General features: G+C 63.2%; 19 protein-coding genes and 2 pseudogenes. 7 read left to right on the top strand and 14 right to left on the bottom strand.

Going from position 1 to position 23,224, the window contains the following annotated elements:
* Positions 1-6: 6 nt before the first annotated feature.
* The 8 genes from HB777_11750 to HB777_11715 form a co-directional block, all read right to left on the bottom strand.
* Entirely contained in the window at positions 7-309 is a 303-nt protein-coding gene (locus HB777_11750) for a DUF982 domain-containing protein (protein QND64524.1), read from the bottom strand.
* Positions 310-449: 140 nt separating this feature from the next.
* Positions 450-1,436 (bottom strand): dipeptide ABC transporter ATP-binding protein, encoded by a 987-nt coding sequence (locus HB777_11745; GenBank protein QND68739.1) that lies wholly within the window; start codon positions 1,434-1,436, stop codon positions 450-452.
* Between the two features lie 8 nt (positions 1,437-1,444).
* The gene (locus HB777_11740) at positions 1,445-2,404 is read right to left on the bottom strand and encodes an ABC transporter ATP-binding protein (GenBank protein ID QND64523.1); all 960 of its coding nucleotides are present in this window, start codon (positions 2,402-2,404) and stop codon (positions 1,445-1,447) included.
* Positions 2,401-3,372: an ABC transporter permease gene (locus HB777_11735; GenBank protein QND64522.1), complete on the bottom strand. Its 972-nt coding sequence runs from the start codon at positions 3,370-3,372 to the stop codon at positions 2,401-2,403. The genes HB777_11740 and HB777_11735 overlap by 4 nt, the downstream gene beginning before the upstream one ends.
* The gene (locus HB777_11730; protein QND64521.1) at positions 3,372-4,388 is read right to left on the bottom strand and encodes an ABC transporter permease; all 1,017 of its coding nucleotides are present in this window, start codon (positions 4,386-4,388) and stop codon (positions 3,372-3,374) included. Before HB777_11730 ends, HB777_11735 begins: the two co-directional genes overlap by 1 nt.
* Positions 4,389-4,410: 22 nt before the next feature.
* Positions 4,411-6,072, bottom strand: coding sequence for an ABC transporter substrate-binding protein (locus tag HB777_11725; GenBank protein QND64520.1), 1,662 nt, complete (start codon positions 6,070-6,072; stop codon positions 4,411-4,413).
* Between the two features lie 18 nt (positions 6,073-6,090).
* The gene (locus HB777_11720; GenBank protein QND64519.1) at positions 6,091-6,996 is read right to left on the bottom strand and encodes a proline iminopeptidase-family hydrolase; all 906 of its coding nucleotides are present in this window, start codon (positions 6,994-6,996) and stop codon (positions 6,091-6,093) included.
* A gap of 45 nt (positions 6,997-7,041) precedes the next feature.
* Positions 7,042-8,556: a leucyl aminopeptidase gene (locus tag HB777_11715; GenBank protein QND64518.1), complete on the bottom strand. Its 1,515-nt coding sequence runs from the start codon at positions 8,554-8,556 to the stop codon at positions 7,042-7,044.
* Positions 8,557-8,794: 238 nt separating this feature from the next.
* Between HB777_11715 and HB777_11710 the strand changes: the two genes are divergently transcribed.
* Both HB777_11710 and HB777_11705 read left to right on the top strand, forming a co-directional pair.
* A complete protein-coding gene (locus tag HB777_11710; GenBank protein ID QND64517.1) occupies positions 8,795-9,697 on the top strand; it encodes a LysR family transcriptional regulator in 903 nt (300 codons plus the stop codon).
* 206 nt (positions 9,698-9,903) lie between these two features.
* Positions 9,904-11,361, top strand: a complete 1,458-nt coding sequence (locus HB777_11705; GenBank protein ID QND64516.1) for an NCS1 family nucleobase:cation symporter-1 — start codon at positions 9,904-9,906, stop codon at positions 11,359-11,361.
* A gap of 82 nt (positions 11,362-11,443) precedes the next feature.
* Here HB777_11705 and HB777_11700 read toward each other — a convergent pair whose 3' ends face one another.
* The 5 genes and pseudogenes from HB777_11700 to HB777_11680 form a co-directional block, all read right to left on the bottom strand.
* A complete protein-coding gene (locus HB777_11700) occupies positions 11,444-11,989 on the bottom strand; it encodes a DUF1697 domain-containing protein (GenBank protein QND64515.1) in 546 nt (181 codons plus the stop codon).
* A gap of 17 nt (positions 11,990-12,006) precedes the next feature.
* A pseudogene (locus HB777_11695) lies at positions 12,007-13,636 on the bottom strand (CTP synthase).
* Positions 13,637-13,782: 146 nt separating this feature from the next.
* A complete protein-coding gene (locus tag HB777_11690) occupies positions 13,783-14,910 on the bottom strand; it encodes a L,D-transpeptidase (protein QND64514.1) in 1,128 nt (375 codons plus the stop codon).
* Positions 14,911-15,119: 209 nt separating this feature from the next.
* The gene (gene secG, locus HB777_11685) at positions 15,120-15,593 is read right to left on the bottom strand and encodes a preprotein translocase subunit SecG (protein QND64513.1); all 474 of its coding nucleotides are present in this window, start codon (positions 15,591-15,593) and stop codon (positions 15,120-15,122) included.
* Between the two features lie 170 nt (positions 15,594-15,763).
* The gene (locus HB777_11680; GenBank protein ID QND64512.1) at positions 15,764-16,531 is read right to left on the bottom strand and encodes a triose-phosphate isomerase; all 768 of its coding nucleotides are present in this window, start codon (positions 16,529-16,531) and stop codon (positions 15,764-15,766) included.
* Positions 16,532-16,675: 144 nt separating this feature from the next.
* Here HB777_11680 and HB777_11675 point away from each other — a divergent pair.
* From HB777_11675 to HB777_11655, 5 genes and pseudogenes are all read left to right on the top strand, one after another.
* Positions 16,676-18,569, top strand: a pseudogene (locus HB777_11675) (peptidylprolyl isomerase).
* Positions 18,566-19,576: an anthranilate phosphoribosyltransferase gene (gene trpD / locus HB777_11670; protein ID QND64511.1), complete on the top strand. Its 1,011-nt coding sequence runs from the start codon at positions 18,566-18,568 to the stop codon at positions 19,574-19,576. The pseudogene HB777_11675 and the gene trpD overlap by 4 nt, the downstream one beginning before the upstream one ends.
* A gap of 3 nt (positions 19,577-19,579) precedes the next feature.
* Positions 19,580-20,392: an indole-3-glycerol phosphate synthase TrpC gene (gene trpC / locus HB777_11665; GenBank protein ID QND64510.1), complete on the top strand. Its 813-nt coding sequence runs from the start codon at positions 19,580-19,582 to the stop codon at positions 20,390-20,392.
* Between the two features lie 2 nt (positions 20,393-20,394).
* Positions 20,395-20,877 carry a cyclic pyranopterin monophosphate synthase MoaC gene (moaC, locus tag HB777_11660; GenBank protein ID QND64509.1) on the top strand — a complete coding sequence of 161 codons (483 nt, stop codon included), beginning with the start codon at positions 20,395-20,397 and terminating at the stop codon, positions 20,875-20,877.
* Positions 20,877-22,082, top strand: coding sequence for a molybdopterin molybdotransferase MoeA (locus HB777_11655; protein ID QND64508.1), 1,206 nt, complete (start codon positions 20,877-20,879; stop codon positions 22,080-22,082). The genes moaC and HB777_11655 overlap by 1 nt, the downstream gene beginning before the upstream one ends.
* Before the next feature lie 48 nt (positions 22,083-22,130).
* Here the strand turns inward: HB777_11655 and HB777_11650 are convergent, their stop codons facing one another.
* Complete coding sequence (locus tag HB777_11650; GenBank protein QND64507.1) at positions 22,131-22,961, bottom strand: alpha/beta hydrolase; 831 nt, start codon at positions 22,959-22,961, stop codon at positions 22,131-22,133.
* Positions 22,962-23,224 lie beyond the last annotated feature (263 nt).

Raw genomic sequence — 23,224 nt, 5'->3', positions numbered from 1 at the left:
AGGCGCCTACCGCCGCAACGCGTACACGCTCGCCATGTTTTCGCCGGCCACCGGCAACGCCATGTCATCATCGAGAAGGCGCGTGATGCGGGCAAAGCCGGTAAACGCCTTCCTTGCTTCCTCGGCCGACATTTGGCCCGACAGAGCGGCCGAGCAGCAATTCAGCGCGCACTGATAGACCGGACCGCGCCGTCCCGTCGGCCATTTCCGCAAGAACACCATGGCCTCGGCAACGCTATCGACTTCTTCAGCAGGATGACCCTGCCCGCGCGAAATCCGCACGGGCGAAAAGAAATGCAAATAGTCCATCGTTTCCTCCCGGTCGACCGCGATGCGCTCGATCGAACCCCACAAAACGCGCCATCCGCCAGTTGGTTCCACGCAGAAAATGGAATCTTTGAAAAATCTGCCGGTCGAATGCGATCATCCAATGCGGTGATGACTGCCGGCTATACCGTCGGGAAGTGGCAGGCCACTTTGCGACCGGGTTGGTATTCCCTCAGTTGCGGCCGCTCCGAGCGGCAGCGCTCCGCTGCGATCGGGCATCGAGGGTGGAAACGGCACCCGGATGGCGGCTTGAGCGGGCTCGGCACGTCGCCGGTCAGGATGATGCGCTTGCGCGTCCCGCTGGGCGTCGTCTCCACGACGGGAACCGCCGAGATCAGCGCCTGGCTGTAAGGATGGGCTGGTGTGGCAAACACCTCCTCCGCTGGCCCTTCCTCGACGATCGAGCCGAGATACATGACCGCGATGCGGGTCGACACTTGACGCACGACGGACAGGTCGTGGGCGATGAAGATGTAGGTGAGGTTCAGCTTCTCCTGCAGGTCGGCAAGCAGGTTGACGATTTGCGCCTGCACCGACACGTCGAGCGCGGAGACGGGTTCATCCAACACGACGAGATCGGGGTTCAACGCAATAGCCCGCGCGATGCCGACACGCTGGCGCTGTCCGCCGGAAAATTCATGCGGATACCGCATGACATGATCCGGCAGCAATCCAACGAGGTCGAACAATTCGGCGACGCGCTTCTTGATCTCGTTCGACGTAAGCTTGCTATGGATACGCAGCGGCTCGGCCACCAGGTCGCCGACGCGCCGGCGCGGATTGAGCGACGCCGACGGGTCCTGGAAAACCATCTGCAGGCGGCGCCGCAGCGGCCGGAGTTCAGACAGAGACTTCGAGGTGATGTCTTCACCTTCGAAAAGAAGCTCGCCGTCCGATATGTCGTGGAGCCTCACCAGGCAGCGCGCCAGCGTGGACTTGCCGCATCCGGATTCGCCAACCAGCCCGACCGTCTCGCCGCGCCACACGGTCAGGGAAACACTGTCGACCGCATGCACGGTTCGCTTGCCTTCGGCGGAAAAACGGGTGCCGATCGAAAAGCGCTTTCCCAGTGAACGCGTCTCGAGGATTGGGCGGTCTTCGACGGTCATCGGTGCGCTCATGCCTGTGCCACCCTGAAGCATGCGGCGGCGTGGGTGCCGCCCCCAAGGTCGGGCTTGCCGGTCGCGCAGGGCTCGTAGTGAACCGGGCATCGCGGGCCGAAAGCACAGCCTTGCGGCAATCGCAGCAACGACGGCGGCGAACCGGGAATGGCCGGCAGGCGCCGTGGTTTCTCGCCGGTCAGCGGCGGGATCGAACCAAGCAGCGCGCGTGTATAGGGGTGTCGCGGGTCGGAAAACAGCTCCGCGCGACTGCCGCGCTCCACAACACGGCCGGCATACATGACCATGACGCGGTCGGCGAGTTCGGAGACCACGCCCATGTCATGCGTGATGAAGACCACGGCCGACTTGTGCGTCGCGCGCAGCTTGCGCACCAGGTCGAGAATGCCTGCTTGAACCGTGACGTCGAGCGCCGTGGTCGGCTCGTCCGCCACCAGCAGTGCCGGATTGCAGGACAAAGCCATTGCGATCACCGCCCGTTGACGCATGCCGCCCGAAAGCTGGTGCGGGTAGCGCGACATCGCCTCGTGCGGGTTCGGAAAATTCACCTCGGCCAGCAGCTCTTCCACGCGATCCATCGCCTTGGATTTGCTGATGTTGCGATGCGCGCGGATCTGTTCCGCGATTTGCCAGCCAATCGTGTAGACAGGCGTCAATGCGGTCATCGGATCCTGGAAGATCATCGCGATCTCGTTACCGCGCAGCCGCCTGAGTTCGCGCGCGGGCAGTCCCACCAACTCGCGACCCTTGTAGCGGATCGAGCCTTCGATGTCGGCGTTGGGATCGGTGATGAGGCCCATGACGGCCAGCAGCGACACCGTCTTGCCGGAACCGGATTCACCGACGACACCGAGGATCTCGCTCTCTTCGAGGTCAAAGGAAACGCCATCGATGGCCCGCACCAGGCCGTCATTGGTGCGGAAAGACACTCTGAGGTCGCGCACCGACAGTATCATGATGTCCTCAGGCGCGGATCGAGAAGGATGTAGACGAAATCAATGACCGCATTGGCGATGACCACGAACATGGACGCGTACATCACCGTTGCCATGATCATCGGCAGATCGAGATTCTGCAGCGCGTCATAGGTGAGTTTGCCGATGCCGTGCAGCCCGAACACCACCTCCGTCAGCAAAGCGGAGCCTCCCACCAGCGCGCCGAAGTCCAGGCCGAACAGGGTGACGAACGCAATGAGCGACGTGCGCAAGGCATGGCGCAGCAGGATGCGGGTCTCCGACAGGCCCTTGGCCCGGGCCGTACGGATATAGTCTTCCTGCAGGGTTTCGATGATCGCCGCGCGCAGCACGCGCCCGTAAATGCCGATGTAGAGGATGGCCAGCGTGATCCACGGAATGACGAGGGTCAGGAACCAGCCTTTCGGATCGTCGGAGAAATTCTTGTAGCCGAGCGGTGGCACCCAGGAGAACGCCCAGCTGTCGTGGTAGCGGCTCTGGGTGATCAGGTTCATCACCTCGCCCAGCCAGTAGACCGGCATGGAAATGCCGAGAAGCCCCAGCGCCATCAGAAGCTTGTCCAGCCAGCTGTCGCGCGTGGCGGCGGCGACGATGCCGATGATGATGGAGACGACAACCCACAGGATCGCCGCTCCGAACACCAGCGAAAGCGTGACCGGAATCGAATCCAGCACCGCCGGCACCACCTTCCAGCCGCGATTGACGAAGGAGGTCAGATCGCCGGTGACGAAGATCTTCTCCATCATCTTCACATATTGCACGTAGAGCGGGCGGTCGAAGCCGAAGCTGTGGCGTACCGCTTCCAGCACTTCGGGCGATGCATTGCGGCCGGCGATGCGCGCCGCCGGGTCGGCGCCCGGCGTTGCGAAGAAAATCAGGAAGACGATGACCGAGATGCCGAACATCACGAACAGCATCTGACCGAAGCGGCGCAGGATTGCGTAGATCATCAGTCGCGCCCCAGCCGAACCTTGGAGCGCGGGTCGAGCGCATCGCGCAGACCGTCGCCGAAGACATTGAGCGCCATGACGGAAACCGCGATCGCCAGGCCCGGCACCAGCGCCACCAGCGGGCGCGTATAAAGCAGCGCCTGTCCGTCCTGGATGATGGTGCCCCAGCTTGCGGCGGGCGGCTGCACACCGATCGAAAGGAAGGAAAGAGCTGATTCCGTAAGCATGTTCAGCGCCATCATCAGCGGCACGAAGACGATGAGCGTGGTGGTGACGTTGGGCAGGATATCGCGCCACAGGATCCGCGGCCCCGGCACGCCCAGATTGATCGCGGCCAACACGAATTCACTGTTGCGCAGTGACAGAACCTGACCGCGTATCGGGCGCGCCACATAGGGCACGTAGACGATGCCGATGATGATGACCGGCAGCCACAGACTGCCGGACTCGATCTCGATCGGCCCGATCGTGATGCCATGCGCGATGGTGACGATGGAAAGTGAAATCGCCAGCAGGTAGATCGGAAACGCCCACAGGACGTCCAGGAAGCGCGACAGCACCGTGTCGGTGATGCCGCCGAAATAGCCGGCGATCAATCCCGCCGCCGTGCCCAGGATCAGCGTGAAGATGGTGGCCGCTCCGGAGATCAGCAGCGAGCTGAGGCCGCCATAGAGCATCCTAGCCATGACATCGCGCCCCTGGCTGTCGGCGCCGAGGAAGTAATTGCCGAGCCGCCAGGTCGGGCCGAGCGGCGTGTAGCCAAGCCCGAGCCCCTCTGTCGACTGCTCCATCACCGGAACGTCGGCGCCGTCGATCTGGATCACGGCGTCGAGCGTCGAGGCGAATGGGTCCACGCCTGCCCATTTCGCATAGAGAGGCGCACTGAGGCAGGCAAGAACGATGAGGAGGAACACGGCCAGGGATGCCATGGCAGCCCTGTCCCTTGCCAGCTTCGCAAACGCGACGGCCCAAGGCCCTCGCGTCTTGCGCGGCGCGGCGACAGCTACGTTCGACACGGACGTGCCCCTCCGCAATTCGTTACTGCACCCAGGACTGGGTGATCATCCAGTTGAACTGCCGGTTGAACTTGAAGTTGCCAAGACGTTTGCTGACAAAGTCAAGCCGTTTCGGCGTGAAGAGGCCGACGGCAGGTGCCTTGTCCGTGACTTGCCTGTCGACTTCAGCCCACAATTTGTCGGCGGCTGCCTGATCGGTGACGCCGAGGTCCAATGCTTTTTGCATCTTGGCATCGATCTCCTTGTCGCAGAAGCCGGCGATGTTGATCGAAGCGTCCGAACCTTCACGGAAGGAGGCGCAACTGAACAGGATGTTCAGGAAGTCCGAAGCCGCGGGATAGTCCTTGTACCATTGGGTGACGGACATCTGCACCTTGTTGTTGGTGTTCTGGATGTAGGTGAACTGGATGTTGGACGAGATCGGCTTGACGTCGGCGACATAACCGATGCTGGTCAGCACGGTCTGCAGATAGACGCCGATGGAGCGCGAAATGGCGGTGTCCTCGACGATGATGGTCACCTTCTGGCCCTTGGTGCCGGAGTCCTCGACGAGCTGCTTTGCCTTGTCGAGATCCGGCGCCGACCATTTGGCGCCCGGATTCTTCGTGAAGGGGCAATAGTCTTCATGGCCGGGGAAGTCCGGTGGCAGAACCTGGCAAACCGGGGAAGCAAGCACCTTGCCGCCGAACAGCTTGACCAGCGTGTTGCGGTCGATCGCATAGGCAACGGCCTGGCGCGCCTTTTCATTGTCGAAGGGAGCAAGACGGTTGTTCAGCGGCGCATACCACCACGCCGAAAGCGGCGAGATGTGCAGCTGGTCCATGGACTTGCTGCCAAGTTCGCCCAGGCGATCGCTCGGCAGCGCGTCGAACATCCAGTCCGCTTCGCCGTTCTGGATCGCCGTGACGGCTGCTTCCTCGGACAGGCCGAAATCATATTGGACGACATCCGGATAGCCGTCCGGCTGCGCGTCCTCGCTCCACTGTTTGAAATTGGGGTTGCGGGACACCGTCATGCCTTTGTTGGGGTCGAAGGCTGAGATCATATACGCACCGGTGCTGGGAATGGGCTTGGAACCCATGTCTTCCGCGGGCGTATCCGCCGGCAGGACCACGGCATGCGGCAAGGCAAGCTTGTAGAGCAGCTCGGCATCCGGCTTGGTGATGTTGATGGTGATGGTCCCGGCCGCTTCGTCGCCGACAACGCCGCCGTCCAGCGTGCAGCTCTTGGTGTCGGCCAGGCATTTGTCGGCGCCGACAATGCCGGCATAGAAGGTGCCGGAGGTCGGCCCGGAAACCTTGAAGATGCGCTGGAAGGAAGCGACAACGTCCTTCACGCCAAGATCCTGGCCGCTGGAGAACTTGATGCCCTTGCGCAGCTTGAAGGTGAAGGTCTTGCCGTCATTGCTGACCTGCGGCAGGGCTTCGGCCAGATCGGGAACGATGGTGAAGCCGTCCATGCCCTCGGCCTTGCGGAAGGCCACCAGGCCGTCATAGATCGGCTGGTACATTTGCCAGCCCTGGTCGGTGTAATTGATGTGCGGATCGAGCGTTCCGGCTGCCGAGCGGGCCAGCAGGCGAATGGTGCCGCCGCGGTGCTCCTTGAGGTATTCGGCCTGTGCCGGGGCCAGCCATGCGCCGGCCAGCAATGCTGCGGCTGACGCCGCCAGAAGCAGTTTCTTCATGTCTTGATTCCCCTTTTTTCAGTTGTCGTTGTCGTCCAGGAAGTCTCCCACCACCCGCATGCACGCATCTTGCTCTTCGACATGCGGCATGTGGCTGGAATGCTCGAATATCTCCCAGCGCGACCCTCTGATGCCGTCCTTGTAGGGCTGCACGGTCGCGGGCGTGGCCTCGTCGTGACGTCCGGAGATGATCAATGTGGGAACATCGATGGCCGGCAGGCGGTCGACGATGCTCCAATTCTTCAGCGTTCCGATGACATGGAACTCGTTCGGTCCATTCATCACATGATAGACCGTCGGATTGCGCACAACCTGGGCGAAGGTCTCCGTCACCTCGGGTGGAAAAGGCACGACCCGACAAACATGCCGCTCGTAGAACGCCATCGTCGCCGCCTGGTAGGCCGGCTCGTCCGTCGTGCCGGCCAGCTCGTGCCGGGTCAGCGTTTCCTGGACATCCGCAGGCAGGTCGGCACGCAGCCGGTTGGCCTCTTCGACCCACAGCTTCATGGAAGCCGGTGAGTTGGCGATGGTCAGCGACTTCAGACCCTGCGGCCGCGTGACCGCATATTCGGCGCCCAGCATGCCGCCCCAGCTCTGGCCGAGCACGTGGAAGCCGGTCCGAATGCCAAGGTGGTCGACCAGGTTTTCAAGTTCGTCGATGAAGAGCCGGGGTGTCCAGAAATCGGCGCCTTTCTCAGGCAGCAAGGTGGAATTGCCGCAGCCCAACTGGTCGTAGTGGATGACGGCGCGATCTCTTCGGGCTAGCAGCTTGTAGGCATCGACATAATTGTGGGCGACGCCCGGCCCGCCATGCAGGATCACGACGGGCGCCTTTTCGCCACCAAGTTCGCCACTGACCCGATACCAGGTCTCGTAAGCGCCGAAGGAGGCTCTTCCTTCCCTGCCAATGATCTCAGACGACATTCCGGTTCCCAGCGTTTGAAGGCATCTTGTTGCTCGTGACGCGACTTAGCTTTTGCTGCGGCTGACCTGCACCCACTCTTCCAGCATCTGCACGCCGAAGGCCGTGGCACCTTGCCTGCCAAGAGGCCGATCGGTGTCGGTCAGTTCCTTGCTGGCGATGTCGAGATGTACCCAGGGGCGATCTTCCGTGAAATGGCGCAAGAAGGCCGCGGCATAGGGAGCGTCGCCATCTTCCATGTCCTTGGCATGATGCCGCAGGTCCGCGAACGGCGATTGCAGACCCTCATCGTAGGCCCGGTCGAGCGGGAGCCGCCAGAACCGCTCGCCGACCGCTTCTCCGGCCGCGATCATCTGTGACGCGATGGCATCGTCGGTGCTGAACAGGCCGGCGAATATCGACCCCAGGCCACGCGTCACCGAATAGGTCAGCGTCGCCAGATCGACGATCACCGAAGGGTTGAAGCGCGTGGCTGTATAGTGGAGGCAGTCGGCCAGAAGCAGGCGTCCTTCCGCATCCGTGTCAAACACTTCCACGGTCTGTCCCGAGGCCGTCGTGATGATGTCGCGCGGTTTGAGCGCGGTGCCGGACGGCATGTTCTCGGCGATGCCAAGAACGCCGACAACGTGTACGGGGCTACCTTGTCGGGCGAGCGCTATCAGCAGGCCGACCACCGCCGCCGCACCACCCATGTCGGCCTTCATGTCGAACATCTGCGCCCCGCCCTTGATGCAGAGGCCACCCGAATCGAAACAAACGCCCTTGCCGACGAAAGCGAGCGGTTGGGCGGGAGCACCCTTGCCGCGGTAGCGCAGGACAGCGACCCGTGGCGGCCGTGCCGAGCCCGACCCAACGGCGAGCAGCGCGTTCATGCCGAGCTCTTTCAGTTGCGCGGCATCGAGCATTTCGATGTCGATGCCGGCTTCACGCAGCGGTTCCAGATGATCGCGGAAATTGTCGGGGTGGAGATGGTTCGGCGGCAGGTTGACCAGGGTCCGTGCATATTCGACACCATCCGCGATGGCATTGATCCGCGCCAGCGCCGAGGTCAGGTCCGGGCCGCCTGCCCCGACCAGTTTCACCCGCAAGGTTCGATCCGCTCCCGCCCCTTGCCGTCGGTTGCGCATATCGAAACGATAGCGCCGCAGCCGCATGCCAAGCGCGACGCGCGCCAGGATTTCGGCACCGGACAGGTCAACGCCGGCGATGGGGTCCAGGACCAGGGTGGCCGCGCATTCCCCCTTGCCTTCCAGATGCGCGGCGAGCAAACCGCCGGCGCGCGCCAAGGACAGGGTCGTTACGGCTTCAGCTTTGCCCAAGGCCAGGACGATCACGCGCTTGGTCGATACTGCTTGCGGGGCGATAAGATCGACGCAGGCGCCGGATTCGGCCAAGGCGGCCGGGTCGGAGCAGGCACGGGATAGTATCCCGCTCATCTCCGCGTCCAGAGCCGCTGCCCGGGGGCCAAAGCCTGTTTGGGCAGTTTGCAAAATCACGACCACGGAGGTTTCCGCTGAAATCTCGTCCGCGGTTTCGAAGACCGGCGCTGGCGATTGAGGCATAGGCTGGTGTTCTCTCCAATTGCGGCGATACCGGGCAAAGCTTCGCTCTCCACCAGTGAGACTGGTCAAGCCGGTCTCTGCCGTTGGTGGTATGGTGCCGGTGTTCCCAAATAGTCGTTTTCTTGAGACGACTTAGTTGCTCTTGCCTTTTGGGTATCCCCTAATGGGGCAGGCGATCAAACGCCAATTCTGTCCATGTCGATTGACAAAAACTCAATCGACAATTCATGATCGGCCAATGGCCCTACCCTCACTCAATGGCATGCGCGCTTTCGAGGCCGCCGCTCGCCTCGGCAGCGTCAAGGACGCAGCGGAAGAATTGCATCTGACGCCCTCGGCTGTCAGCCGCCACATCCGTGCGCTTGAAAGGAATCTCGGCCAGGACCTGTTCGAACGCGGCTTTCGCCAGATAACGCCGACCATCCGCGGCTCCTACTATGCGCGCAGCCTCTCCGAAGCGTTCGAGGCCATCTGGCGCGCCACCGACGATGTCAGCCTCGCCGATGGTCCGACCCACAGCAGGACCCAGCGTGTCCGGGTCCTGTGCGTCCCGGCCGTCCTGAACCTTTGGCTGGCGGACCGGCTGCCGAACTTTCGCAAGCTGCATCCGGCGGTGGAGTTGGAGATCTCGACCTCAGGCAAGCGCGCCAACTTCGATTTGGCGATTGTCGACGAGTTCGTCTACAAGGCCGGCCCGGCGTTGACGCTGATGATCCCGCTGGTTCTGACGCCGGTCTGCGCACCCTCACTGCTCGAAGGGCCGGTGCCACTGCGATCGCCGGCCGATCTGGTCAATCATCATCTGATCCATGAGTGCGAGAGCACGAGATGGAAGCGTTGGCTGGAGCAGGAAGGCGTTTTGGACACGACGCCGAAATCCAGTACGACGCTGGATGACTGCACGCTGATCATGCGCGAGGCGATCAATGGCGCGGGGATAGCGCTTGCCGACACGATGATGGCACAGGATTTTCTGCAGCAAGGCAAACTTGTCGCGCCGTTTCAGGCCCGTCATACTTATCCGGCCGGCATCTACCTGCACCAGCGCCGCAGCATCGGCAACAAGCCGGGCACCGGCCTGTTCCAGGACTGGCTGTTGTCGGAAGTCGAGGACCATAAGCGGGTGATGGCCATCACTTAGGTTGCCGCTATTACCGAAATTCGATCACCCGACCGGCGGCATTCAACAGCGGCCCACCATTGCGGCCCCTCGATAATCGCGGTTCGCATTGAATATCTTTAAGGCCAAAGCCGGCAAATGGATCGATTGCCGGTTCCCCTGCGTCAGGCTTAACCTGCACGGCCATCGCGTGGAGGCGCGCGGCCAATCAAGGGGAGGACATTGCAGTGACCATAGAAGGCGCATCGCCTGACCTTTACAACGAGGATCTCGCTCCGGCCAAGGTTCGAAACTGGGGGCCGTTTTCGATCTTCAACGTCTGGACGTCGGACGTTCACAGCCTGTGGGGCTACTATCTCGCCGCCAGCCTGTTCCTGTTTTGCGGCGGCTTCGTCAACTTCATCATCGCCATCGGCATCGGCTCGCTGATCATCTATGCGCTGATGAACATGGTCGGCTATGCCGGCGTGAAGACCGGCGTGCCCTACCCTGTGCTGGCCCGCGCTTCCTTTGGCATATGGGGCGCCAACATACCGGCACTGGTGCGTGCCATCGTCGCCTGCTTCTGGTATGGCGCACAGACGGCCGCCGCCTCAGGCGCCATCGTGGCGCTGCTGATCCGCTCGCAATGGTTCGCCGATTTCAACGCCAACACGCACTTCCTCGGCCATTCCGGGCTGGAAGTAATCTGCTTCGTCGTCATCTGGGCGCTGCAGCTGCTGATCATCCAGAAGGGCATGGAAACGGTGCGCCGCTTCCAGGACTGGGCCGGCCCGGCGGTGTGGGTAATGATGCTGCTCCTGGCCATCTATCTCTGCGTCAAATCGGGGAGCTTCGCCTTTACCAGCGACATTCCGATGGATGTGCTGCGCGCAAAGACCGCCGATGCCGGCATTCCGGGCGATCCCGGGTCGTGGACGGCGCTGTTTGGAGCCGCGGCGATCTGGGTGACCTATTTCTCGGCGCTCTATCTCAATTTTTGCGACTTCGCCCGCTACGCGCCCGATAAGGCAGCGCTGCGCAAGGGCAACATCTGGGGCCTGCCGGTCAACCTCATCCTGTTCTCGTTGGTTGCCGGCGTCACCACCATTGCCGCTTACGATGTCTACCACGAGGTGCTGCTGCATCCCGACCAGATCTCGGCCAAGTTCGACAGCTGGTTCCTGGCGGCACTCGCCGCGCTGACTTTCGCTGTGGCGACGCTCGGCATCAACGTCGTCGCCAACTTCGTCTCGCCGGCCTTTGACTTCTCCAACGTCTTCCCGCGTCAGATCGACTTCAAGAAGGGCGGCTACATCGCGGCCGTGATCGCGCTGTTGCTTTATCCCTTCGCGCCGTGGGACGGCAGTGCGGCGCATTTCGTCGGCATCATCGGCGCGACGATGGGACCGATCTTCGGCGTCATGATGGTCGACTACTATCTGATCCGCAAAGGCGAGGTCGACGTCGAGGCACTGTACCGCGAGGACGGCGAGTTCCGCTTCCAGGGCGGCTGGCACGTCAATGCCTTCATCGCCGCCGGCATCGGCACGACCTTCTCGTCGATCCTGCCCAACTTCACCAATTGGCTGCCGTCGTGGTGGGGCGTCTATGGCTGGTTCTTCGGCGTGGCGATCGCCGGCATCATCTATTACGTGCTGCGCACCGCCGCCCTCGGCGCTGGAGCGAAAACGGCAAAGGCTTGAAAATGAGGGAGTAGGCAGTGGGTGCTAGGGAGTAGAGAACTGCTTCCCTACTGCCTACTGCCTACTGCCTACTGCCTACTGCCTACTGCCTACCGTCCACCATCTCGGCCAGTCTGCGCACGGTGTTCCAGTTGCGCGAGGTGCCGGTGCCCATGCGCTTATGGTTCATCGCCGCAAGCAGCCGCGAGCTTGGCCTCGCGCGCGAAAAGACGACCCAGATGTCGCCGCCGACCGAAGTCACTTTCTCGTCCTTGTCGGCATAGGCCTGGAGCCTCGTCACGGCCTCCATGGGCGCAGGCGCGCGCATCACTCGTACGGCCACCTGGTCGCCCGCCTCGGCGGATTCAGCCGGGAACGGATTGCCGGCGGCAAGCTTCAGCCAGTCCTCGGCACCACGCACGATGATGTCGACATGGCGGCCGAAGGTCTTTTCGAAGGTTGCTTCCAGCCGCTGTTCCAGATCGGCGATATCAGTCGCCCGCGCCTCGAAGACCAAATTGCCTGTCGCCACCAGCGTGCGCGGGTTCTTCAGCCCGAGCTGTTCCGCCATGGCCTTGAGATCGGCCATGACGAGCCGTCGCCCCTCACCCAGGATGATGGTGTAAAGCAGCGCGACATAGGTCTGCATTACCGCCAGCCTGGTTGCTACACCAGCCGGCTCTGCTCCACCGCCGCCTCGATAAAGCTGGCGAACAGCGGATGCGGGTCGAGCGGCCGGCTTTTCAGTTCCGGGTGATACTGCACGCCGATGAACCAGGGGTGGTCGGGATACTCGACCGTTTCGGGCAGCACGCCGTCGGGCGACATGCCGGCAAACACCAGGCCGCAATCCTCGAGCCGCTCCTTGTAGTCGACATTGACCTCGTAGCGGTGGCGATGGCGCTCGGAAATCTGCGTGTCGCCATAGATCTCGGCGATCTTGGAGCCCTTGGCGAGCTCGGCCTGATAGGCGCCGAGCCGCATCGTGCCGCCGAGGTCGCCGGTTTCGCGGCGCTTCTCCAGCATGTTGCCTTTCAACCATTCGGTCATCAGGCCGACGACCGGTTCCTCCGTCGGACCGAACTCGGTTGAGGATGCATGCTCGACGCCGGCCAGGGACCGCGCCGCCTCGATGCAGGCCATCTGCATACCGAAGCAAATGCCGAAATACGGCACCTTGCGCTCACGCGCGAACTTCGCCGCCAGGATCTTGCCTTCGGAACCGCGCTCGCCAAAGCCGCCGGGAACCAGGATGCCGTGCACCTTTTCCAGCCACGGCGCCGGATCTTCCTTTTCGAAGATCTCCGATCTCGATCCAGTCGAGCTTGACCTTGACGTGGTTGGCCAGGCCGCCATGCGAGAGCGCCTCGATCAGCGATTTGTAGGCATCCTTGAGGCCGGTATATTTGCCGACCACGGCGATGGTGACCTCGCCTTCGGGATTATGGATGCGGTTGGACACCGCCTGCCAGGGCTCCATGCGCGGCTTCGGCGCCGGATCGATACCGAAGGCGGCCAGCACTTCCGAATCGAGCCCTTCCTTGTGATAGGCCATCGGCACATCGTAGATATGCGGCACGTCGAGCGCCTGGATCACGGCACTTTCGCGCACATTGCAGAACAGCGACAGTTTTCTGCGCTCTTCCTTCGGGATGGCACGGTCGGCGCGGACCAGCAGGATGTCGGGCGCGATGCCGATGCCGCGCAGCTCCTTGACTGAATGCTGGGTCGGCTTGGTCTTCAGTTCGCCCGCCGTCGGGATGTAGGGCATCAGCGTCAGATGGACGTAGACGGCGTTGTTGCGTGGCAGGTCGTTGCCGAGCTGACGTATAGCTTCCAGGAATGGCATCGCCTCGATGTCGCCGACCGTGCCGCCGATCTCGCACAGCACGAAATCATAGTCGTCATTGCCGTTGAGAACGAAATTCTTGATCTCGTCGGTGACGTGCGGAATGACCTGCACGGTGGCGCCGAGATAGTCGCCGCGCCGCTCGCGCTCGATGATGTTCTTGTAGATCCGGCCGGTGGTGATGTTGTCCTGCTGGTTGGCGGAGCGCCCTGTGAAACGCTCGTAATGGCCAAGATCAAGATCGGTTTCCGCACCATCGTCGGTGACGAAAACCTCGCCATGCTGGTACGGCGACATCGTCCCCGGATCGACATTGAGATAAGGATCGAGTTTTTTGATGCGTGCGCGATAGCCTCGCGCCTGCAGGAGAGCCCCAAGGGCCGCTGCGGCTATGCCTTTTCCAAGTGAGGAAACCACGCCGCCTGTGATGAATACATATCGCGCCATGGGAGTCATCGCTTAACGCGGCCGGATTGATTCCGCCAGAGAAAAAACCACCGCGAAGGTTTTTTCCCAAGAAGGCGCTTGGGTCGTGAACAGGGCAAAACAAAAGGGCCGGCTGAGCCGGCCCTTTCGGCAGGATGACGAAAACGTCAGATGATGACGACCTTGGTGCCAACCCTGACGCGGCTGTAAAGGTCCATCACATGCTCGTTGATCATGCGGAAGCAGCCATTCGAGGCGCTGGTTCCGATCGACTGCGGCGCGATGGTGCCGTGGATGCGCAGATGCGTGTCCTTCTTGCCGTCATAGAGATAGATGGCGCGCGCGCCGAGCGGATTCTGACCACCGCCGGGCATGCCGTCCTTGTACTGGCCGTAGTGCTTCGGCTCGCGCTTCTGCATGTCCAGCGTCGGGATCCAGCGCGGCCATTCCTGCTTGTCGCCGACCGCAACCGTGCCCTTGAACTGCAGGCCTTCGCGGCCGACCGCAATGGCGTAGCGGCGAGCGGTGGAGGATGATTCGACGAGGTAGAGGCGGCGCGCGCTGGTGTCGATGACGATGGTGCCCGCCGCGTAACCGCTGAATTCAACGTCCTGCGGCACGAACTCCGGCTTCACCTTGAACTGCTTCTTGGCTTCCCTCTTGGCGAGAGCCTGATCGAGAGCCCGTGTCTCTGGGAGATAGCTTATCGACGATCCGGACGAGGTGCCGCCGAAGAGACCGGCGAACAGACCGCCGCTGCTCGGCTGTTTCTGGCCGATGACCTCGCTGCGCAACTCGCCATTGTTGCCGGTCAGGGCGACGTTCATCGCCTCCGCCGGAAGCGGCTCGGCCGACTGGATCGGCGCGATCGGTTCGATTGGCTCGACGATCTTGGCAGCCTGCTTCTTGGCCGGCTTGGCATCGGCCACCTCGGTTGCCGGCGCGCTCTTGCCCTTCTTGGCCAGGAACGCCTGCCGTTCCGCGTCGGCCTTGGCCTTGGCCGCCTCGCGCATCGCCAGCTTCCTGGCTTCGAGCGCCTTGGCTTTGGCGGCTTCCTTGTCGGCAACGATCTTGGCCTCGATCTTCTTGATCTGGGCGAGGTCGTCCGGCGTCGGGCTTTTCTTCTTCTTGAGAAGCTTCAACTGCGTCGCATCACTTTTGACGGCGACGTTGATGGCGGAGGTTGTTTCAACCGAAGGCTGTGCGGCCATATTGGCCGGAACGCCAGCGAAAGCGGGGGAACTCATGCCGAGTGCGGCGCAAAGTCCCAGGAAAATGAAGCTGCGAAGCTGCATGGCGAAGATCCGATCGTTCTATGCTTGTTGCCCACGGCGTCGCCCAGCGCCCCCAAGGCGCCGGAAATGCCGCGCGCAATCTATAGTCGAATAAGCGCGGGTGCCTCAAGCGCGAGGCCGCGCCTCACCCAGTGGAATCTTCGTGATCTTGCTGCATTTGCCGCGACTGTGTTCAAACGACCACAGATCGCGGCGTCAGGCGCCGAAGACTACTGGTTAGGGACCTGCGGGGTCGCCGGCGCGGCAGGAGCGGCGCCGTTGGTTGCCGGTGGCGTCGAACCAGCGGCAGGCGCCGTAGCCGGGGCAGTCGCCGGAGCCGCGGCGTCGTTGCCGGATGGCGGCGTCGGCGTGGCGTTGCCGGCGGGCGCCGGGGTGGTCGTGCCGGGCAATTGGTTGAGCACGCCCTTGCCTGCCGCACCATCGGATGTCGCCGGCACACGGTCGAGGATGTCGATCGGCTTCTCACCGTAGCGGGCAACGATCGACAGTGTCAGCGACGTGGCGAAGAAGGCAGCCGCCAGGATCGCCGTCGCACGCGTCAGCGCATTGGCAGCACCACGCGCGGTCATGAAGCCGGATCCGCCACCGATGCCGAGGCCACCGCCTTCGGAACGCTGCAGCAGCACCACGCCGACAAGGGCGAGCACGACCATGAGATGGATGACGATCAGTACGGTTTCCATAGTTTATCCTGGCAAGGCCTTGCCCGGCCGCGGACACGACCGGTGAATTGGAGGCGGCTCAATACAATGCTTTGACGGCATTTCCAAGCCCGTGGCCGGAATATGGGAAGCAACCCGCCCTTTGCAACGATTTCCGGCACCGGAAGCCCTGTCCAGCGGGGCGAATGTCTTCAACCGATATTGCGATAAGCCTCGGCGATGGCGAGAAAATCAGCCGCTTTCAGGCTGGCGCCGCCGACCAGGGCACCGTCGACATTCCTGACGCCGAGCAGTTCGACCGCGTTGGAGGGCTTGACCGAGCCACCATAGAGAATGCGCACTTTCGCCGCGACGCTGCCGAGCTTTTCCGACAGCCTTTCGCGGATATGTGCGTGTGCTTCGGCCACATCGGCGGCGGTCGGCGTCAGGCCGGTGCCGATCGCCCATACCGGCTCATAGGCAATGATGGTGTTGGACGGGGTGGCGCTTGGCGGCACCGAGCCGTCGACCTGCCGCGACAGCACGTCCAGCGTCGCGCCCGATTCACGCTGCTGCTGCGTCTCGCCAATGCAAATGATGGCCACGAGCCCGGCGCGCCAGGCGGCGGAGGCCTTGGCCTGGACCGTCGCGTCATCCTCGCCCCGTTGCTCGCGGCATTCGGAATGGCCTACGATGACATGGCTGGCGCCGGCATCTTTCAGCATTTCCGCCGAGATGCAGCCGGTGTAGGCGCCGCTCTCCTTGGTGTGGCAATCCTCGCCGCCGGCATGCACCGGCGTGCGCGACAGGATCTCCGCGGCATGGGCAAGCAGGGTCGCGGGAACGCAAACCAGCGCTTCTGTCTCCGCATCAAGTCCGCTCATGAAACCGTTGCCGATCATCCTGAGTTCGTTGAGCGAGGCACTGGTGCCGTTCATTTTCCAGTTGCCGGCGACGAGCGGGCGAATTCCAGGCGTCATGGGTTTGCTTCTCCGGGCGATATCGGGCTCTGGCCCTCACTACCAAAATCAGGCCACAAAGCAATCGACAGTGGACCGGAAGGGCGCTATTGCGCTTGTTTCAGACTCGGCGCACGCGAAAATGCGCATAAATCGGAAGTAAAAATGCTTGGTATATTGAGAAGCGCGGCAGGCACCTGGGTCGCGAAGGGGCTGTTGGTGTTGCTGGTGCTCAGCTTTTTGGTCTGGGGCATTTCCGGACGGCTGATGGGCGGTTTCGCCGGCCATGATTCGGTCATAACCGCTGGCGGCACCAAAGTGTCGATCAACGAATACCGTCTCGCCTATGATCGCCAGCTCGCCGTCATGTCGCAGCAGTTCGGCCAGCGTCTCAGCCACGAACAGGCAAAGGCGCTCGGCGTCGATAACCAGGTGCTGGCTCAGCTCGTCTCGGGTGCCGTTCTTGACGAACAGGCGCGCAAACTGGGCCTCGGACTGTCCAAGGACCGGCTGGCCGAGCTGACGCGCGAAGATCCGGCCTTCAAGGGCCCGGGCGGTCAGTTCGACCGCAGAACATTCGAATACATGCTGCGCCAGATTGGCATGCGGCCCGAGGATTATCTGAAGAACCGTGCCCAGGTGGCGGTGCGCCAGCAGATCGTCGAGGCGGTCTCGGATGGCCTCAAGGCTCCGGACACTTTCTTCAAGGCGGTTGCGCTCTATCGCGGCGAAGACCGCACCATCGACTATGTGACACTGCCCAAGGCATTGGTCGAGCCGATCCAGGCGCCGTCCGACAGCGTGCTTACCGCCTATTTCGAAGCAAACAAGAAGACATACGCGGCGCCCGAATACCGCAAATTCTCCTATGTCCGCCTCGAACCCGTCGACATCATGGATACGACCGCCGTCACCGACAGCCAGGTCAGCGACGACTACAACAAGAACAAGGCGCGCTACACCACGCCGGAACTGCGCACCATCGAGCAGCTTGTGTTCAAGACGCCGGATGCGGCCAAGGCAGCGCTCGATCTCGCTCAAGGCCGGCGCCACTTTCGACAAGCTTGTCACGGCGGAAGGCAAGACCCCGGCCGATACGCTGCTCGGCACGCTGGCCAAGGACAAGATCGCCGACAAGGCGGTCGCCGACGCGGCCTTCGCGCTCAATGCCAATGAAGTCAGTCAGGTCGTGCAGGGTGCCTTCGGCCCGGTGCTGCTGCGCGTCACCGAAATCAAGCCTGAGGTGGTGAAGCCGCTGACCGAGGTGTCCGACCAGATCCGCAAGGACCTGGCGCTGGGCGAGGCGAGCCGCATCCTCCTGGACGTGCGTGACAGCTATGAAGATACCCGCGCCGCCGGCAGTTCGCTGGCCGACGCCGCCACCAAGCTGAAGCTGAAGCTCATCACCATCGACGCCATCGATCGCAGCGGATTGCGGCCTGACGCAAGCATCGTCAAGGACCTGCCGCAATCGCCGGAGCTGATCAAGGCTGTCTTCGACGCCGAACCCGGCACCGAGAACGAAGCTTTGACCACGGCGGACAATGGTTTTGTCTTCTACGAGGTGGCTTCCGTCACGCCGGCGCGCGACCGCACGCTGGACGAGGTTCGTCAGAAAGTCGTCGCCGACTGGACGACGGCCGAGACCACCAAGCGGCTCGCCGCCAAGGCTGACGAGCTCGAAAAGCGGCTCAAGGCCGGTGCCACGCTCGACGTCATTGCCGGTGAACTCAAGCTGGAGAAGCAGACCAAGCGCGGCGTCAAGCGCGAGGCCGACGATGTCGATTTCGGCAAGGAGGGTGCGGCAGCGATGTTCGGCGTCGGCGAAGGCGGCACCGGCTTGATCCCCTCGCCCACCGGCGACGGTCAGATCCTGTACAAGGTCGCCGAAGTGTTCGAGCCCGCTGGGGCCGATGCCAGCTCGGTGCCGGACGATGCGCAGAAATCCTTCACCTCCGGCATGTCGGACGACCTGCTCGACCAGCTGGTGGCGCAGTTGCAGACGCAGTACGACGTTCGCGTCGACCAGGCCGCCGTTGCCCAAGCCTCGACAAGATGAGCGCGCTGAAAACCCATATCGCCAAGGTCGCGACCGGCAGCGCGCTTTCCTTCGAGGAAGCGCGCGAGGCCTTCGACATCATCATGTCGGGTGACGCCACGCCCGGCCAGATCGGCGGCTTCCTGATGGCGCTGCGCGTGCGCGGCGAGACGGTGAGCGAGCTTTCCGCCGCCGTCGCCACCATGCGCGCCAGGATGCTGCATGTCGACGCACCGGACGGCGCCATCGATATCGTCGGCACCGGCGGCGACAATTCCCACAGCGTCAACATTTCGACGGCATCGGCCTTTGTCATCGCAGGCAGCGGTGTGCCGGTTGCCAAGCACGGCAATCGCGGTCTGTCCTCGCTGACAGGGTCCGCCGACGTGCTGATTGCGCTTGGCGTCAAGATCGACATCTCGCCCGAATTCATCGGCCGTTGCATCCATGAAGCGGGCGTCGGCTTCATGTTCGCGCCCGCGCACCACCCGGCGATGAAGTATGTCGGCCCGACCCGCGTCGAGCTCGGCACCCGCACCATCTTCAACCTGCTCGGGCCCCTCATCAATCCGGCTGGCGTCAAGCGGCAGATGGTCGGCGTGTTCCTGCCGGAGTGGATCCTGCCGGTGGCCGAGACGCTGAAGGCGCTGGGCGCCGAGCATGCCTGGGTTGCCCATGGCGACGGCTATGACGAGATCACCACCACCGGCGAGACGCAGGTCGCCGAACTGATCGGCGGCGAGATCCGCAGCTTCACCCTGACCCCTGAAGCGGTTGGGCTGGCGCGCCACACCAAGGATGAATTGCGCGGCGGCGACGCGGCCTACAACGCCACAGCATTGCGCGATATGCTGGGCGGCGCTGCCGGCGCCTATCGGGACACCGTGCTGATGAATGCCGGCGCCGGTCTGGTGATTGCGGGCAAGGTGACGACGCTTGGTGACGGCATCGCGCTCGCCGCGCAAGCCATCGACAGCGGCCGGGCCCTGCAAGTGCTCGACAGGCTGGTCGAGATTTCGAACGGATAAAACGTGTCTGACATTCTTCGCAAGATCGAGGCCTACAAGCGCGACGAGATCGCGGCGGCAAAGGCACGTGTGCCGCTGGCCGAAATCAAGGCGCGAGCGAAGGACGCGGACGCACCGCGCGGCTTTCTTGCCGCGCTCGAAGCGAAGCGCAAATCCGGTGCCTTCGCGCTGATCGCCGAGATCAAGAAGGCAAGCCCGTCCAAAGGGCTGATCCGCGCCGATTTCGACCCGCCAGTGCTGGCGCAGGCCTATGCCAAGGGTGGCGCTGCCTGTCTTTCGGTGCTGACCGACGCGCCGTCCTTCCAGGGCGCGCCGGAGTTTCTCACCAGGGCGCGAGCCGCCGTCGCCCTGCCCGCGCTGCGCAAGGATTTCCTGTTCGATCCGTACCAGGTCTACGAAGCCCGTGCCTGGGGCGCGGATGCCATCCTGATCATCATGGCGAGCGTCGACGACGCCCTGGCCAGCGACCTCGAAGCGACAGCGTTCGAACTCGGCATGGATGCGCTGATCGAAGTGCATGACGAGGCCGAGACGCAGCGCGCGCTAAAACTGTCGTCGCGGCTGATCGGCATCAACAACCGCAATCTACGCACATTCGAGACCAGCCTCGACACTTCAGTGCGGCTGGCGACGATGGTGCCGGCCGATCGCTTGCTGGTCAGCGAGAGCGGTATTTTCACGCACGACGACTGCCTCAGGCTGCAAAAGAGCGACATCGGCACCTTCCTTGTCGGCGAGAGCCTGATGCGGCAACAGGACGTCACCACGGCGACCCACCTGCTGCTGACAGGCAAGGCGCCGGCCGAGGCGGTCTGACGATGACATCAGCCCTTACCCATCTCGGCGCGCAGGGCGAGGCCAACATGGTCGATGTCGGCGACAAGGCAGAGACGACGCGCACGGCGATCGCCGAAGGCTTTGTCACGATGCAACCCGAGACGCTGAAGACGATCCTCGCCGGCAACGCCAAGAAGGGCGATGTGCTCGGTACTGCGCGCATCGCCGGCATCATGGCGGCGAAGAAGACCCATGAACTGATCCCGCTCTGCCATCCGCTGCTGCTGACCAAGGTCTCCGTCGACATCGAGCCGGACCATGCTTTGCCTGGCTTGAAGGTCACCGCATTGGCGCGCGTCACCGGCAAGACGGGCGTCGAGATGGAAGCGCTGACCGCCGCCTCCGTCGCTTGCCTGACCATATACGACATGGCCAAGGCGGTGGACCGCGCGATGGTCATCTCCGGCATCCGGCTGGTCGAAAAGACCGGCGGCAAGTCGAGCGACTACAGGGCCGGTGCCTGATGGCGCTGGTTCCGGTCGCCGAGGCGCTCGAACGCCTGCTGGAAGGCGCTGCGCCACTGGCCGGCGAAAGCGTTCCGCTGTTCGAGGCGGTGGACCGCGTGCTGGCGGAACCGGTCGTGGCACTTCGCACCCAGCCGCCCTTCAACGCTTCCGCTATGGACGGTTACGCAGCCCGTGCCGCCGATGTGGCGTCGGTGCCGTCGCGACTTTCGGTGATCGGCATGGCGCCGGCCGGACGTGGCTATGACGGTACGGTCAACCAGGCACAGGCGGTGCGCATCTTCACCGGCGCGCCATTGCCCGAAGGCGCCGACACCATCGTCATCCAGGAGAATGTCAGGGATCTCGGCGGCGGCGACATCGAAGTGATCGAGCCCACCGCCGAGGGACGCAACATCCGCCGCATCGGCCTCGACTTTTCGAAAGGCGACGTGCTGCTCGAAAAAGGCCGCGTGCTCGACCCGGCGGCGCTGTCGCTGGCGGCATCGGCCAACCACCCCCAGGTTAGCGTGGTGAAACGGCCGCTGGTCGCCATCATCGCCACCGGCGACGAATTGTTGCCGCCCGGCAGCGAACTCGGGCCGGACCAGATCATCTCGTCCAATGCCTATGGCGTTGCCGCCGCGGCACAGTCCGTTGGCGCCCGCGCGCTCGATCTCGGCATTGCCGCCGATCGCAAGGAGGCAATCGCCGCGCTGGTCAGACAAGCGGTCGTGGCCGGCGCGGATGTCATCGTGACGCTTGGTGGCGCCTCGGTCGGCGATCACGACCTGATCCACGATGTGCTGACCGGCGAAGGCATGGCGCTCGGCTTCTGGAAGATCGCCATGCGCCCCGGCAAGCCGCTGATGTTCGGCCGCCTCGGCGATATCAGGTGTATCGGCCTGCCCGGCAACCCGGTGGCAAGCCTGGTCTGCTCGCAGCTGTTCCTGAAGCCGCTGCTGGCGCGGCTCGGCGGCCGCAACCATCGCCAGGACATACGCCCGGCGCGATTGGGCGCCGCAATGCCGGCCAATGATTTGCGCCAGGACTATGTGCGGGCCGTGGTCAGGGAAGATGACGGCGCGCTGGTGGCGACGCCGTTCGGCATCCAGGATTCCTCAATGCTGCGAATGCTGGCCGACGCCAACGGGCTGATCGTGCGCGCGCCGTTTGCCTCCGCAGCGGCTGCGGGCGAGGCTTGCAGCGTTCTGATGCTGCGCTGAGGAATCCAAGACAAGCCATTCATAACACACGAGAAAACGATCTCGGCGCTACTCCGAGATCAAGGTCCGGGTCAGCGGATGCGCCGGATCGGCAAGGCCGTCGACAATATCGTAATGATGCCGGTCAGGCTCGACTATCGCGCTGGTGGTGGCGCCAAGGCCGGTCCAGATGTTGGCAAGCAAAGCATTCTGGCGCAGGAATTCGGCGCGCTCGCCACCACCGGCCCAGCAGGTGATGCGGGCACCATCCACGGGCCGCAGCAGCGCCGGGCTTTCAGTCAGCGCCTCGTGCTCGTCGATAGCCAGCGCCGCGTTCATGCCGGTGCGCATGAGCGGACGCAGGTCATGCAGGCCCGAAATCGAGACGACATGGCGTATGCGCCGCGCCACATCGGCGGCCAGGGGCGTTGATATGGTCACCATGCGGCTGGCGAGATGGCCGCCGGCCGAATGTCCGGTCAGCATCAGCGGCCCGTCGACCATTGCCGCTGCCTTGCCAATCGCCGCGCCGATTTCGCTGACGATGCCGGCGATGCGTATGTCCGGGCACAGCGTGTAGGACGGCATCGCCACGGCAAAGCGGCTGCCGACCGCGCCATTGGCGAGGTGCGACCAGGTACTCTTGTCGGACTCCAGCCAGTAACCGCCATGGAGGAACACCACCAGCCCCTTGGGAGCGGCTTTGGGAAAGAAAAGATCGAACCGATTGCGCGGCCCGTCACCATAGGCGATGTCGAGCCGTGCCCGGCCCTCTGACGAAAGCGCATTGCGAAACGCTTGCGCCGGTTCCGCCCAGGCGGCTGGCCAGCGGTCGCTGCCGGCAATGTTCGCACCGTTGGCATAGGCGCTGTCCCAATCGGCAATGTGACGTTCGAGCATCGGCACCCTCCCCCGGAATGGCATCGTTTCTCCGCTAGCAATGGCCACCGCCATGCCGTGCGTCAATGCTCCAGAGCAAAAACATTTTAGGCTTGAAACAAATTTCGACTGGTGCGATCCTGCCCTGACGAACAGCCGACAATGGGAGGTCTGCTGTGCTGCCCAAAACCTGCAAATGTGCACTCTTTCCGGGGGCATCCCCGAGCAGGTGCGACGGCGGCACGAAGCCTCCTCAAAAACAGGACCTTTAGATCCACCACATC

It is taken from the genome of Mesorhizobium loti (genome assembly GCA_014189435.1).
Taxonomy (GTDB): domain Bacteria; phylum Pseudomonadota; class Alphaproteobacteria; order Rhizobiales; family Rhizobiaceae; genus Mesorhizobium; species Mesorhizobium loti_G.
The sequence above is the reverse complement of the archived record's forward strand: the minus strand, read 5'-3'. Positions and strand labels throughout refer to the sequence as shown.

Coding starts and splice junctions, on each gene's coding strand:
- HB777_11700 (QND64515.1), bottom strand. CDS start 11,989: ATGCAGACCTATGTCGCGCTGCTTTACACCATCATCCTGGGTGAGGGG.
- HB777_11690 (QND64514.1), bottom strand. CDS start 14,910: ATGCAGCTTCGCAGCTTCATTTTCCTGGGACTTTGCGCCGCACTCGGC.
- HB777_11745 (QND68739.1), bottom strand. CDS start 1,436: ATGACCGTCGAAGACCGCCCAATCCTCGAGACGCGTTCACTGGGAAAG.
- HB777_11720 (QND64519.1), bottom strand. CDS start 6,996: ATGTCGTCTGAGATCATTGGCAGGGAAGGAAGAGCCTCCTTCGGCGCT.
- HB777_11715 (QND64518.1), bottom strand. CDS start 8,556: ATGCCTCAATCGCCAGCGCCGGTCTTCGAAACCGCGGACGAGATTTCA.
- HB777_11725 (QND64520.1), bottom strand. CDS start 6,072: ATGAAGAAACTGCTTCTGGCGGCGTCAGCCGCAGCATTGCTGGCCGGC.
- trpD (QND64511.1), top strand. CDS start 18,566: ATGAGCGCGCTGAAAACCCATATCGCCAAGGTCGCGACCGGCAGCGCG.
- HB777_11710 (QND64517.1), top strand. CDS start 8,795: ATGGCCCTACCCTCACTCAATGGCATGCGCGCTTTCGAGGCCGCCGCT.
- HB777_11750 (QND64524.1), bottom strand. CDS start 309: ATGGACTATTTGCATTTCTTTTCGCCCGTGCGGATTTCGCGCGGGCAG.
- secG (QND64513.1), bottom strand. CDS start 15,593: ATGGAAACCGTACTGATCGTCATCCATCTCATGGTCGTGCTCGCCCTT.
- HB777_11650 (QND64507.1), bottom strand. CDS start 22,961: ATGCTCGAACGTCACATTGCCGATTGGGACAGCGCCTATGCCAACGGT.
- HB777_11655 (QND64508.1), top strand. CDS start 20,877: ATGGCGCTGGTTCCGGTCGCCGAGGCGCTCGAACGCCTGCTGGAAGGC.
- moaC (QND64509.1), top strand. CDS start 20,395: ATGACATCAGCCCTTACCCATCTCGGCGCGCAGGGCGAGGCCAACATG.
- HB777_11735 (QND64522.1), bottom strand. CDS start 3,372: ATGATCTACGCAATCCTGCGCCGCTTCGGTCAGATGCTGTTCGTGATG.
- HB777_11680 (QND64512.1), bottom strand. CDS start 16,531: ATGACGCCTGGAATTCGCCCGCTCGTCGCCGGCAACTGGAAAATGAAC.
- HB777_11740 (QND64523.1), bottom strand. CDS start 2,404: ATGATACTGTCGGTGCGCGACCTCAGAGTGTCTTTCCGCACCAATGAC.